This is a genomic window from Cellulomonas sp. plas2, assembly GCF_057221735.1.
Window position 1 is genome coordinate 1935040 of sequence record NZ_CM170155.1, and the last position, 12435, is coordinate 1947474.

Annotated in this window: 12 protein-coding genes; 8 read left to right on the plus strand and 4 right to left on the minus strand. The window is 76.8% G+C overall.

Annotated elements, in window-relative coordinates; all coding sequences use genetic code 11:
• Positions 1 to 40: 40 nt before the first annotated feature.
• Positions 41 to 505, plus strand: coding sequence for a DUF3817 domain-containing protein (locus tag AC2TDM_RS08655; RefSeq protein ID WP_090030918.1), 465 nt, complete (start codon positions 41 to 43; stop codon positions 503 to 505).
• Between the two features lie 79 nt (positions 506 to 584).
• On the opposite strand, the gene AC2TDM_RS08660 is transcribed toward AC2TDM_RS08655, so the two are convergent.
• From AC2TDM_RS08660 to AC2TDM_RS08675, 4 genes are all read right to left on the minus strand, one after another.
• Positions 585 to 1070 (minus strand): GNAT family N-acetyltransferase, encoded by a 486-nt coding sequence (locus tag AC2TDM_RS08660; RefSeq protein WP_484634396.1) that lies wholly within the window; start codon positions 1068 to 1070, stop codon positions 585 to 587.
• Positions 1071 to 1383: 313 nt separating this feature from the next.
• A complete protein-coding gene (locus AC2TDM_RS08665; protein ID WP_484634397.1) occupies positions 1384 to 2601 on the minus strand; it encodes a spore photoproduct lyase family protein in 1218 nt (405 codons plus the stop codon).
• A gap of 222 nt (positions 2602 to 2823) precedes the next feature.
• On the minus strand, positions 2824 to 4251 hold the full coding sequence (locus AC2TDM_RS08670; protein ID WP_484634398.1) for an outer membrane protein assembly factor BamB family protein: 1428 nt from the start codon (positions 4249 to 4251) through the stop codon (positions 2824 to 2826).
• The gene (locus tag AC2TDM_RS08675) at positions 4248 to 4400 is read right to left on the minus strand and encodes a hypothetical protein (protein ID WP_484634399.1); all 153 of its coding nucleotides are present in this window, start codon (positions 4398 to 4400) and stop codon (positions 4248 to 4250) included. Before AC2TDM_RS08675 ends, AC2TDM_RS08670 begins: the two co-directional genes overlap by 4 nt.
• Positions 4401 to 4572: 172 nt before the next feature.
• Here AC2TDM_RS08675 and AC2TDM_RS08680 point away from each other — a divergent pair, with 172 nt between their 5' ends.
• The 7 genes from AC2TDM_RS08680 to AC2TDM_RS08710 all read left to right on the plus strand — a co-directional run bounded on the left by AC2TDM_RS08680 (position 4573) and on the right by AC2TDM_RS08710 (position 12431).
• Complete coding sequence (locus AC2TDM_RS08680; protein WP_484634400.1) at positions 4573 to 5673, plus strand: helix-turn-helix transcriptional regulator; 1101 nt, start codon at positions 4573 to 4575, stop codon at positions 5671 to 5673.
• Entirely contained in the window at positions 5666 to 6724 is a 1059-nt protein-coding gene (locus tag AC2TDM_RS08685; protein WP_484634401.1) for a helix-turn-helix transcriptional regulator, read from the plus strand. Before AC2TDM_RS08680 ends, AC2TDM_RS08685 begins: the two co-directional genes overlap by 8 nt.
• A gap of 10 nt (positions 6725 to 6734) precedes the next feature.
• Positions 6735 to 7064 (plus strand): hypothetical protein, encoded by a 330-nt coding sequence (locus tag AC2TDM_RS08690; protein ID WP_484634402.1) that lies wholly within the window; start codon positions 6735 to 6737, stop codon positions 7062 to 7064.
• Positions 7065 to 7222: 158 nt separating this feature from the next.
• Complete coding sequence (gene tatA, locus AC2TDM_RS08695) at positions 7223 to 7537, plus strand: Sec-independent protein translocase subunit TatA (RefSeq protein ID WP_090030923.1); 315 nt, start codon at positions 7223 to 7225, stop codon at positions 7535 to 7537.
• Positions 7538 to 7591: 54 nt separating this feature from the next.
• Positions 7592 to 8377 carry a twin-arginine translocase subunit TatC gene (tatC, locus tag AC2TDM_RS08700; RefSeq protein WP_484634403.1) on the plus strand — a complete coding sequence of 262 codons (786 nt, stop codon included), beginning with the start codon at positions 7592 to 7594 and terminating at the stop codon, positions 8375 to 8377.
• A gap of 28 nt (positions 8378 to 8405) precedes the next feature.
• Complete coding sequence (locus tag AC2TDM_RS08705; protein WP_484634404.1) at positions 8406 to 9371, plus strand: diacylglycerol/lipid kinase family protein; 966 nt, start codon at positions 8406 to 8408, stop codon at positions 9369 to 9371.
• A gap of 87 nt (positions 9372 to 9458) precedes the next feature.
• Entirely contained in the window at positions 9459 to 12431 is a 2973-nt protein-coding gene (locus tag AC2TDM_RS08710) for a DEAD/DEAH box helicase (protein ID WP_484634405.1), read from the plus strand.
• Positions 12432 to 12435 lie beyond the last annotated feature (4 nt).

Consider the following 12435-nt stretch of genomic DNA (forward strand, 5'->3'; position numbering starts at 1 on the left):
GGTGCCCGCCCCGCCGAGGGACCAGATCGCGAGGAGGACCGTGGCCCGTACCCCGCTCGCACTGTTCAGCGGTGTCGCGATCGCCGAGGCGGTGTCGTGGACGCTGCTGCTCGCCGGGCTCGTGCTGCGCGGGACACTCGAACTCGCCATCGCCGTGACCATCGGCGGCGCGGTGCACGGACTCGTGTTCCTCGCCTTCGTCACCAGCACGATCGTCGTCGCCTTGAACCAACGCTGGGGCGCCGGCACGACCGCCGTCGCGGTCACGAGCGCTGTGATCCCGTACGCGACCATCCCGGTCGAGCTGTGGCTGCGCCGCAACGGGCGGTTGCACGGGAGCTGGCGGCGCGAGGAGAGCCGCCACCCGCGGGATCGCACGTGGCACGACCGGGCGCTGAGGGCGCTCCTGCGCCACCCGGTGGCCTCAACCGCCGTGCTCGCGGTCGTCGTGGTCGGGATGTTCGTGGTCCTGATCGCCGTCGGCCCGTCCGGCGGTCGTGGGTGACAGCTCCACGTGGTGGCCATCCTGAGGATGCGTCGTGAGAGCCGACAGCAGCACGACCGCGCGTCCGACGGACGCGCGGTCAGCGCACCAGACGCACGATCGGTGCTGGACCCCACGGCTGGTGCACGCGGCGGGCACCGTCGGGGGCGAAGCCGTTGCGGGCGTAGAAGGCGTGAGCTCGCGGGTTGTCCTGCCACACCCACACGGAGGCCGGGGCGTCGTGAACAGCAGCGTCCAGGAGAGCCTGGCCAGCACCGGTGCCGTGCGCGGCGGCCAGGACGTAGATCGCCCACAGCTCGACCTCCCTCACCGGAGGCTGGTCCTGGCTGGGGCGGGCGACGGCGAAGCCGACGAGCTCGCCGGCGCTCTCGGCGACCACCGCCGCGACGGGTGTGATCGCGGAGGTGCCACCGAGCATGGCCACGAAGCCAGCCGCGGCGCGCTCGACGTCCATGGCGGCGAGCACCTCAGGGCGCACGACGTGGCTGTAGCTCTCGTGCCAGGAGGCGACGTTGACCCGCGCGACGCCTGTGGCGTCGTCGACGGTCATGGGACGGACAACCACGTCTCCAGCGTGGCACCTGGCACACCCGAGTGCTCACGTCCCGCCGCGCGCCTCCGCCGGGTCGGCCACCACGGCCGTCGCGCGAGCACGAGTGCGTAGGCCGGCACGCCGACGCCCGACCTGCGGCTATGAGCGTGCATTGCAACCGGCCCCTCAGCGAGCCGATGCTCACCTGCGAGGGCGTCACCGAGTTCGCCCATGGCTCGGCTCGTCTGCTCTCCGGACTCGGTGGACGTGATGACCGCTGACCGGTCGGACCGAGGCTCTCCCTGCTACCCGGCCCCGGCTGTCCGCCGCGCCCGCCGAGCACGTCTCACGTGAAGTAGAGCAGCCGCGCCGTCGGGAGCCGGCGCTCGAGTTCACGCTCGAACCAGGCGCGCACCTCGGCCATGACGGGCGGGGTGTACACGTGCTTGATGCTCGCGTACTTCCCGCGCTTCGTGGCGCGCTGAGCGGGGTCCATCTCGAGCTGCGTCCGTGGGTACCAGCCCAGCAGCACCTCCCGGCTCTTCGGCGTGAACCGGTGCGTGATGACCTCGGCGGTCAGGTCCGGGTCGGGGACGTCGCGCAAGGCGGACGCCACGTCGTCGAGCAGCGCACCGTACGCGTCCTGCCAGCCCGGTCCGAGGATGACCGGGGCGATCGTCAGGCCGACCGGGTACCCCGCGAGCGCGAGCCGCCGCAGCGCGCCGAGCCGCTCGCGCACACGGGCCGTGCCGCCCTCGAACCGCTCCGCGCCGGCGGGCCCGGCGGAGTTCACGCTGAACCGCACCCGGGTGCGCCCGGCGTGCGGCAGGTCCAGCAGAGGGGCCACGTCGTCGAACTTCGTCGTGAACCGCAGGCCCACGGGGCTCGGCCAGTCGCGCGTGCCGACGTGCGCGATCGTCGCCGCGAGGGACCCCGTGAGGTGCTCGATCCCGAGCGGGTCGGTGTAGCACGACACCTCGAAGGTCGTGCCCTCGCCGGCACGGTGGCGCGAGGTGGAGGTGACGCCACCGCGGCCGACGTGCGTGTCCATGGCCGAGAGCACGTCGGGCAGGTCGGCGAAGACCCGCGTCGCGGGCGGCCCCGCCAGCGAGCCCGCCAGGTAGCAGTACTGGCAGTGCGCGGGGCAGCCGACGGCCAGGTCCAGGCGCCAGTCGGCGCTCGGCGGGATGGGCGCGAGCCTCCGGGCCGAGGGGGCGGAGGTCACGACGGCCAACGTGGCCTTCGCCAGCGCGTACGTCGCGCGCTCGTCGCCCCCGCGCAGCGGGGGCAGCCGGTCGGCCCGCAGCAGCTCGATGCGGTCGATGCCGGCGGCCTCGCACCGCGCCACGATCGCCCGCCCGTGCGGGGTGTCGGCGGCGGAGGCCGTCACGAGCACCTGCTTCGGCTGCCACCGCCGTGGTGAGCGCAGCGAGTCCTCGATCGCCTCGACCGCACCGGCGGCCGGCGCCGATGCGGGGAGGCCGGGGGCGGACGGGCCGTCCAGGAGGGGGGCGAAGGGGGCGAGCGACCCGGCGGCCGACGCGGCGGGGAGCGTGGGAGTCATCAGGAACATCAACACCGCTCGACGGCCCTGCCGTCCCGCGGATGGCCGTCGACAGGACGCGTGCACTCAGCCGCTCCTCAAGCGACGGCGGTCGGGCATGGCACGCACGTCCGAGAGGCGTCGCGGCGGACCTCGCGGGAGCCGCCCGGGTCGACGTCGACGAGCGGTGGATCTCGTAGCAGCCCTGCTGGCGTGAGGACGTCGCTCCTCGTCGTGCGTCCCTCACCTCTCCGGCACGACGAGCCTCGTCACCCGACCGCCGCCGGTGACCAGGACGGAGCCGTCCGGCAGGACGGACGTGGTCAGGGGCGCGGACGGCGCATCGGACGGCGCAGGGGCGGCCGTCCACACGACCGTGCCGTCGCGGACGTCGCGGGCGACGAGCAGCGGGCGGCCGCCCGGGTCCGGCTCGACCTGCAGCACGCGACGGCCGTCGGTGGCCATCCCGTCGACCTGCCCGGGGCCGGCCGTCGTCGGGAGGGCCCACGCCGTGGCACCGGTCGCCGCGTCGAGGGCGACGACACCGCGCAGCGTCGGGACGAGCACGCGGCCGTCCAGCACCGCCGGTGGCGACGGCGTCATCGCCGGCGGGGCGGCGGTCCACCGCACGTCACCGGTGCCGGCGTCGACCGTGGTGAGGACGAGGCCGTCGGAGTCCGGGGACCGGCGGACGGTGTGCAGCACCTGGCCGCCCGTGCCGTCGTCGACGGTGACCGCCAGCACCGTGCCCGGGACGACGAACCGCGGGGCGCCCTCGTCGTCGAGCACCGTCGTCGTCACCGCGGCGCCGTCCTGGTCGGGCCGGGCGAGACCGCCGGTGGGCAGCGGCCGCGCGCCGCGCAGGCCCGGGACCGGGCGCCCCGTCCGGACGTCCAGGGACACCGTGCCCGTCGGCGTCAGGAGCGGGATCGTGGACCCCGCGGCGGGCGCGACCCCCGCCGATCCCGGCGTCGTGGTGCCGGCCAGCACGAAGGACCACCGCGGCTCACCCGTGCGGACCGAGGAGGCCGTCACCGTGGTCTGGCCCGCGGGCTCGGGGAGCACGGCGACGAGCAGACCGGCGGTGGCGACGACGGGGGAGCGGGCGTCCCAGGCGACGTCCCTGACGAGCGCGCCCGTGCGCGCCTCCCGGACGGTGACGGTCGTCCCTCCGACCCGTGACGTCGGTCCCTGCACGCAGACGACGAGCGCAGGCCCGCCTGCCGCGTCGGCCTCCACGGCTGCAGCCTCCTCGCCGTCGGGGAACCGGCAGCGCGCCCTCTCGGTGAACAGCACCTCGCCCGTGCGGAGGTCGACGGCCGTCGTCGCGCCGTCGGACCGGGCGGCGAGCAGCACCACCCCGTCGCCCGACCCCGCCACCACGTCGCCCGGCACCTGCCACGCCGGGACCAGCGGCGCCGCCAGCGTCACCGACAACCCGTCGACGGCCGCCAGCCGCGCAGCCTCCCGGCGCTCCTCGACGCGGTCGACGACGGCCCAGGTGCCCACCGCCAGCACCGTCGCGACGACCAGAAGCCGACGTCCCCACGTGCCGGGCCACCGCCGGCGGGCCCCGCGGGCCGCCGTCCCCGTCGCCGCCTCGTCGTCCGGCCCGAGGTCCTCGTCCTCCCACACCACCTCGTGGTGGACCCGTCGGTCGCGCGCGCTCACCCGGGCCGGTCCCCGACGGGCGTCGACGCCCGCCGCAGCCCGACGAGCGCCGCCCGCGCGCCGAGCGGGGCCGCGGCGGTGGCGCCGACGAGCCCGGCCGTCCCGCCTCCGACCACGAGCAGGTCCCAGGGGCGGTGCCGCGTGCTCATCGGTCCTCCGTCGTCGTGTCGTCGTCCCGGTGTCGTCGACCGCGCCCGAGCGGTCGACCGTCGGGTGCGACCCTCGCACGGGACGGCTGTGGGCACCGCGCGACGAGCGCGACGGACCGTCCCCGTCGGCCCCGCACCGCCCCGGACCTGGGCGCCCGCTACGGTGAGCGCGATGGCCGACCCCACCCCCGCCGCGGAGCGCCTGCTCAACCTCGTCATCGCCCTGGTCAACACCTCGCGGCGGATGACGAAGGAGCAGGTGCGTCGCAGCGTCGCCGGGTACGCGGACGCGGCCTCCGACGAGGCCTTCGAGCGGATGTTCGAGCGCGACAAGGACACGCTGCGCGAGCTCGGCGTCCCCCTGGTCGCCGTCACGGGCCAGGCGCACGGCGACGACGTCGGCTACCGGGTCGACACCGACGCCTGGTCGCTGCCCCCGGTGGAGCTGACGTCGGCCGAGCTCGGCGTGCTCGGCCTGGCCGCGGGGCTGTGGCAGGACCGCGCGCTGCGGGCCGACACGGACCGCGCCCTCACGAAGCTGCGCGCAGTGGGGGAGGGACCGGGGTCCGCCGACCTCCTCCAAGGGCTGGCCCCGCGGGTCCGTGCCGGTGGAGCCGCCCTCGCCCCGCTCGTCGACGCGGTGCAGGAGCGCCAGGTCGTCCAGTTCGCCTACCGCGCGGCCAGCACCGGCGAGCGCCGGACCCGCACCGTCGAGCCGTGGCAGCTGCTCACCCGCACCGGCGGCTGGGTGCTCATCGGCCACGACCGCGACCGTGGGGCCACCCGCTCGTTCCGGCTCAGCCGCGTGGAGGGCGGGGTGCGACGGGTGGGGGAGCCGGGTGCATTCCCGCCGCCCTCCCGCGCCGCGCTGGACGAGGCGCTGGCCGCATGGGGCGAGGGGGAGGAGCGGCGCGCCCGCCTGGCGGTGCTGCCCGAGCGCGCCGCCGTGCTGCGCGCTCGCGCGGTCCCGGAAACGGCCGCGGGCCAGGTCGAGGGCCAGGTCGAGGGCCAGGTCGCAGGCCAGGGGACGGACCGGCCCACCGTCGCCCCCGACGGCCGCGACGTCGTCGTCGTCCCCTACCGCAGCCCCTGGGAGCTCGCGGAGGAGGTCGTCGGGCAGGGGGACGCCGTCCTGGTGCTGGACCCGCCGGAGCTGCGGCGCGCCGTCCTGCGTCTCCTCGGCGCCGCCGCGCGCCTCGACGAGCTCCCGGCGTCGGTGCCGGCCGGGCCCGCGACGAGCACCGACGCGTCGGCCGGGGAAGACCGTGGCTGAGCGCGCGAGCGACCGGCTGCTGCGGCTACTCGGGCTCGTCGCCTACCTCGAGGGGCGCGGCGCCGTCCCGGTCGAGGACGTGGCGCGCCAGTTCGACGTGAGCACCCGGCAGGTGCTCGCCGACATCGACACCCTGTGGGTGACGGGCACGCCCGGCTACTTCCCGTACGACCTCATCGACTTCGACGCCGACTCCTACGAGCACGGGCTGGTGCGGCTGACGGAGGGCCGCAGCATCACGCGGCCGCTGCGCCTCGGTCCCCGGGAGGCGTCCGTGCTGCTCACGGCCCTGCGGGCGCTGCGGGACGCGCTGGGCCCCGGCCTCGACGACGAGCGCGCCGCCGTCCTGGCGTCGGCCACGGAGAAGCTCGCCGCCGCCACGGGCGGCGCGCAGCAGGACGCCCTCGACGTCCGCCTCGCGGTCCCCGGCCGCCCCGAGGTCCTCGCGACGGTGGAGCGGGCGCTCCGGGAGCGACGCCGCCTGCACCTGCGCTACGTCGACGCGGCGGACGTCGTCACCGAGCGCGACGTCGACCCGCTGCGGCTCGAGGCGGGCGAGGCGCGCAGCTACCTGCTGGCGTGGTGCCGGCTGGTCGAGGGGGAGCGGCTGTTCCGGCTCGACCGCGTGCTGGCGGTGACGCCGCTCGACGAGCCCGCGGAGGACCACGCCGTCGCCGACCGCACCGACTTCCGCCCGTCGGAGGGGGACGTCGTCACGCTGCACCTGCGCAGCCGGGGACGGTGGGTGGCCGAGAGCAGCCCGACCGAGGACGTCCGCACGCTGCCCGACGGGACGCTCGAGCTCGACGTGCGCGTCCAGCACCCCGCGTGGCTCACCCGGGTGCTCCTCGCCGCGGCCGCCGACGTCCTCGCCGTCCGGCCCGCGGGCGCCGCGCACGAGGCCGCCGCCGCCGCCCGTGCCGCCCTCGCGGCGTACGCGGCTGCGGGCCTCGTCGACGACGACGAGGGGCGCACCGACGCGGCGCCCACCAGCGGGGCGCCCACCGACGGGCAGCCGGCCGACGGACGTGCCGACGCCGGGCGCGGCTAGGGTGTCCGGCGTGCTGTGGGCCGTGGTGTGGACCGTCCTGGTGCTGGCGGCCGTCGCCGGCGCCGTCGTCCTGGGGCGGCGCCTGTGGCGCTCGGTGCGCGCGCTGCTCGACGAGCTGCGCCGCGCGTCGGAGGTCGCGGCCCGGCTCGGGGAGCAGGCCGAGCGGCTCGAGGCCGCGGCGCGGGCGTCCGCCGCGCCGACCCGCCCGACCCTGTTCGACGACCCCGCCGAGGTGCACGGCCGCTGGCAGGCGGTGCGTGCCGCGGCAGCGACCCGGCGCGAGGCCCGGGCGGAGCGTCACCGCCGCACCTACGCCGCCTGGCAGCGCGACTGGACCTGAGGACCACCGCGCCGACGGGGCGAGTGGACACCTGTCGTTTCCCTCCCGGTCGCCCGGGTGCGCCGTACCATGGACGCGTCCACCGACGACGTCCCACGGCGACCCGCCCGCGGTCCGGCAGCCCTGCCGGCGCCGTCCGGAAGACCAAGGAGCCCCGCATGCGCCCCACGGCAACCCACCTGATCATCCTGCTGCTGGTGGTCGTGCTCCTGTTCGGGGCCAACCGGCTGCCGGGCCTGGCCCGCAGCGTCGGCCAGAGCCTCAAGATCTTCAAGAGCGAGGTCAAGGACCTGCGCACCGACGACGAGGCCACCCCGCCCGCGCAGCACGGCGCGACGTCGACGACCGCGGCCCCCGCACCCACCGCCTACACCGGCCCGGTGAACCCCGGCCCGACGGCCGGCACGTCCCCGGTCCCGCCGCAGGGCACCACCACCGCCCCCGCGCCGGGCGGCCACGCGCCCCAGGCCTGACCCGTGGCCCTGCGTCGGGCGCGCGCCTCGGTCCCCGCGTCCGACGACGGGCGCATGCCGCTGCGCGCCCACCTGCGCGAGCTGCGGCGCCGCGTCGTGCTGGCGGCCGTCGGCCTCGTCGTCGGGGCGGTCGTGGGCTGGTTCCTCTACGAGCCGGTCATCCAGCTGCTGTCGGCGCCGTTGAACCAGGCCGCCGAGGCGCGGGGCGGGCTCTTCATCCTCAACTACGCCGGCGTGGCGACGTCCGTCGACGTCGCGGTGAAGGTGTCCCTCTTCCTCGGCGTGCTGCTGTCCAGCCCCTGGTGGATCTACCAGCTCTGGGCGTTCGTCACGCCGGGCCTGACCCGGACCGAGAAGCGCTACGCCATCGGGTTCGTCGCCGCCGCCGTCCCGCTCTTCCTGGCCGGCGCGGCGACCGCGGCGTGGGCGCTGCCCAACGCGGTGCGGATCCTCACGGACTTCACGCCCGACGGTGCGGGCAACGTCATCGACGCGCAGCTGTACCTCAGCTTCGTCATGCGCCTCATCCTCGCGTTCGGGCTGGCCTTCCTGCTGCCCGTGGTGCTCACGGGGCTCAACCTCGCGAACCTCCTGCAGGGTCGCTCCATGCTCAAGGGCTGGCGGTGGGCGATCATGCTCGCCTTCACGTTCTCGGCGGTCATGACCCCGACGCCGGACGCCATCACGATGATCGTGCTGGCGCTGCCGATCTGCGGCCTGTACTTCGCGGCCGTGGGCCTGGCGCTGCTGCACGACCGCCGCGTCGACCGGCGCCGCCTCGCCGAGGGACTGCCCCGCCTGGACGGCACGGTGCCCGACGAGGTGCCGGCCGGCCGCTGAGCCCGCGCGCGCAGGCGGACCGATCCGCATGAGCCGCCTCGTCCTCGTCGTCAACGGCGCTGCCGGCAGCGGCCGCGCACGCCGCGCCGGCCGGCACGTGCAGGACGCCCTCGTCGCCGCGGGGCACGAGGTCACCGACGCCTCGGGCGGCACCGCGCCCGACGGCACGCCCGACGAGACGCCCGGCGACACGCGCGATCGCGCACGGGCCGCGCTCGACGACACGCGCGCCGACGCCCTCGTCGTCGTCGGCGGCGACGGTGCCGTCCACCTCGGCGTCGGGCTCGTCGCCGGCACGGACGTCGCGCTCGGGGTCGTCGCGCAGGGGTCCGGCGACGACGTCGCGCGCGCGCTCGGCCTGCCGCGCCACGACACCGCGGCCGCCGTCGCACGAATCGACGCCGGCCTGCGCACCGGTGCCCGCCGCGTGGACGCGACCCTCCTCGACCGTGCCGACGGCGGCCACGAGTGGGCGGTCGGGGTCGTGTCCTGCGGCCTGGACGCCGCCGTCAACGCGCGGGCCAACGCGCAGCGCTGGCCACCGGGGCCGGCCCGCTACCTGCGGGCCCTCGCGGGCGAGCTCGGCGGCTTCCGGCCCTACGGCTACCGGCTCACGGCACTCGACCCGACGGGCGCCCGGGCCGGCACCCTCCACGAGGGACCCGCGACCCTCGTCGCCCTCGCCGGGACGCCGTGGTTCGGCGGCGGGCTGCACGTCGCGCCGGGCGCGGACCTCACCGACGGCCTCGTCGACGTCCTCGTGGCCGGGCCGTTGACGCGGCGGCAGGTCGTCGCCGTCTTCCCACGCCTTTACCGCGGCAGCCACCTGGGGCACCCGGCCGTCCGGGTGCACCGGGTCGCCGGCGTCCTCGTCGAGCCCCTGCCCGGGCCGGGCACGCCGGCGCCGCCCCCGGCGTTCGCAGACGGGGAGCCGGTCGGGCCGCTGCCCCTGCGGGCGCGGGTCGTGCCGGGCGCCCTCCGCGTCCTCGCGTGACCTCCGCCTGACGCCCCCGCGTCCCCGGCGGCGCGTCCGGGCCCCGCCCACGCGCGGGCCGGGCTCACGCCTGCCTAGGGTGGGCGGGTGCCCTCCCAGAAGCGTCGGACGGCGGGTCGCACCGTCGTCACCACCGAACCCTCGCCCGCGGAGCGGTACGCCGCGGCACGCCGCCGCAGCGTGGGCACCCGCCTCGACGCGTTCCGCGCGGGCCTGGACTTCCCGCTCGACGACTTCCAGCTCGAGGCGTGCGCGGCCCTCGAGCGGGGCGCGGGCGTCCTCGTCGCCGCGCCGACCGGCGCCGGGAAGACGGTCGTCGGGGAGTTCGCCGTGCACCTGGCGGTCGAGGGCGGTTTCAAGGCGTTCTACACGACGCCCATCAAGGCGCTGTCGAACCAGAAGTACACCGACCTCGTGCGCCGCTACGGGCCCGAGAGGGTCGGCCTGCTCACGGGTGACACGACGGTCAACGGCGAGGCGCCGGTCGTCGTCATGACCACCGAGGTCCTGCGCAACATGCTCTACGCCGGCTCCGCGACGCTCGAGGGCCTGCGCTACGTCGTCATGGACGAGGTGCACTACCTGGCCGACCGCTTCCGGGGACCCGTGTGGGAGGAGGTGATCATCCACCTGCCCGACGACGTGCAGCTCGTCTCGCTGTCCGCGACCGTGTCCAACGCGGAGGAGTTCGGCGACTGGCTGGCCACCGTCCGCGGCGACACGGAGGTGGTGGTCAGCGAGCACCGCCCGGTCCCGCTCGGCCAGCACGTCCTCGTCCAGCGCCAGCTGCTCGACCTGTACGCCGGGCACGTCGACCCGACGGACCCCGGTGTCGACCCGCCCATCAACCCCGACCTCGTCCGGCTCCTGCGCGGGCGCCGCGACGACGGCTCCCGGCAGCGACCGGGCGGCGGCCCGGGACGTGGTCGCGGGCGGCGCGACGACGACGGCCCCCGCGGTGCCGGCGCGTTCCGCCGGCCGACCCCGCGCCCGGCGGTCGTCGAGCTGCTCGACGAGGAGGGCCTCCTGCCCGCCATCGTCTTCATCTTCTCGCGGGCCGGCTGCGAGGGAGCCGTCGCGCAGTGCCTCACCTCGGGCGTGCGGCTCACCCGCCCCGCGGAGCAGGCCGAGATCCGGCAGGTCGTCGAGCAGCGCTGCGCCGGCATCCCGCCGGAGGACCTCGACGTCCTGGGCTACTGGGCCTTCGTCGACGCCGCCAGCCGCGGCGTCGCCGCCCACCACGCCGGCATGCTGCCGCTGTTCAAGGAGACGGTCGAGCACCTGTTCGCCCGCGGGCTCATCAAGGTCGTCTTCGCCACGGAGACCCTCGCGCTCGGCATCAACATGCCGGCGCGGTCGGTCGTGCTCGAGAAGCTCGTCAAGTGGGACGGGTCGAGCCACGTCGACGTGACCCCGGGGGAGTACACCCAGCTCACCGGCCGGGCCGGCCGCCGCGGCATCGACACGGAGGGCCACGCCGTCGTCGTCGACCACCAGGGGCTCGACCCCGTGGCGCTGGCCGGTCTCGCGTCCCGGCGGCTGTACCCGCTGCGCTCGAGCTTCCGTCCCACGTACAACATGGCGGTCAACCTCGTGGCCCAGGTCGGCCGCGAGCGGGCGCGCGAGGTGCTGGAGACGTCGTTCGCGCAGTTCCAGGCGGACCGCGGCGTCGTCGGGCTGGCGCGGCAGGCGCAGGGCCACGCCGAGGCGCTCGAGGGGTACGCGGAGGCGATGCGGTGCCACCTCGGCGACTTCGCGGAGTACCAGGGCCTGCGGGACGCGATCTCCTCGCGCGAGAAGGAGCTGGTCCGAGCCGAGGCGGGTGCCCGCCGTGCCGACGTGGCCCGGACCCTCGAGGGCCTGCGGGTCGGCGACGTGCTCGCCGTGCCGTCGGGGCGGCGGCGCACGCTGCACGCGGTCGTCGTCGACCCCGGCGGCGCACCCGGCTTCGACGGGCCGCAGCCCACCGTGCTGCTGCCCGACCGGCAGGTCCGGCGTCTGTCCGTCGCGGACGTCGGCAGCGGCGCCCGCACCGTGGGCCACCTGGCCGTCCCCCGGTCCTTCAGCGTCCGCGCCCCGGCCGCCCGTCGGGACCTCGCCGCCGCGCTGCGCCGGTTCGCCGACGCGGAGCCGCCCGCCGAGGCGGAGGCGCCGCGGGGCCGCGGTCGCCGGGGTCGCGGCGGCCCCGACGTGACGGCGGGCGACGAGGACCTGGCGGCCCTGCGCCGGCAGCTGCGCGCGCACCCGTGCCACGGCTGCCCCGACCGCGAGGAGCACGCGCGCTGGGCGCAGCGCTGGAGCCGGCTGCGCGCCGAGCACGCGGCGCTCGTGCAGCGCATCGCCGGCCGGACCGGGTCGATCGCCGCCGTGTTCGACCGGATCTGCGACGTCCTCGTCCGGCTCGGCTACCTCGCCGACCCCGCGGACCTCCCCGCGGACCTCCCGGCGGACGGCACCGGGAATGGCACGGAGGACGGCGCGGCGCCCGACGAGAGGGCGCGCCACGACGACGCGGGCCGCCCCGCCGTCGGCGGCCGCCGCGACCTCGTCGTCACCGCCGACGGCCGGTGGCTGCGGCGGCTGTACGCCGAGAACGACCTGCTCCTCGCCGAGTGCCTGCGCCGCGGCCTGTGGGAGGACCTCGACGCCCCCGCGCTGGCCGCCGCGGTGTCCACGCTCGTGTACCGCTCGCGGCGCGACGACGCCGCCGAGCCGCACGTGCCGGGAGGGCCCACGGGCCGGCTCGGCACCGCGCTGGAGGAGACCGTGCGGGCGTGGTCGGAGCTCGAGGACCTCGAGGCCGCGCACCGGCTCGAGACGGTGCAGCCCCTCGACCTCGGCCTCGTCCAGGCCGTGCACCGCTGGGCCTCCGGGCGCAGCCTCGACGTGGTGCTGCGGGGGTCGGACCTGGCCGCCGGCGACTTCGTGCGCTGGTGCAAGCAGGTCGTCGACGTGCTGGACCAGCTCGCCCAGGCGGCGCCGGAGCCGACGACGCGCCGGACGGCGGTCAAGGCGATCGACGCGGTGCGACGCGGGGTCGTCGCCTACTCCTCGGTGTGAGCGC

Coding starts and splice junctions, on each gene's coding strand:
- AC2TDM_RS08665 (WP_484634397.1), bottom strand. CDS start 2,601: ATGACTCCCACGCTCCCCGCCGCGTCGGCCGCCGGGTCGCTCGCCCCC.
- AC2TDM_RS08675 (WP_484634399.1), bottom strand. CDS start 4,400: ATGAGCACGCGGCACCGCCCCTGGGACCTGCTCGTGGTCGGAGGCGGG.
- AC2TDM_RS08680 (WP_484634400.1), top strand. CDS start 4,573: ATGGCCGACCCCACCCCCGCCGCGGAGCGCCTGCTCAACCTCGTCATC.
- tatA (WP_090030923.1), top strand. CDS start 7,223: ATGCGCCCCACGGCAACCCACCTGATCATCCTGCTGCTGGTGGTCGTG.
- tatC (WP_484634403.1), top strand. CDS start 7,592: ATGCCGCTGCGCGCCCACCTGCGCGAGCTGCGGCGCCGCGTCGTGCTG.
- AC2TDM_RS08705 (WP_484634404.1), top strand. CDS start 8,406: ATGAGCCGCCTCGTCCTCGTCGTCAACGGCGCTGCCGGCAGCGGCCGC.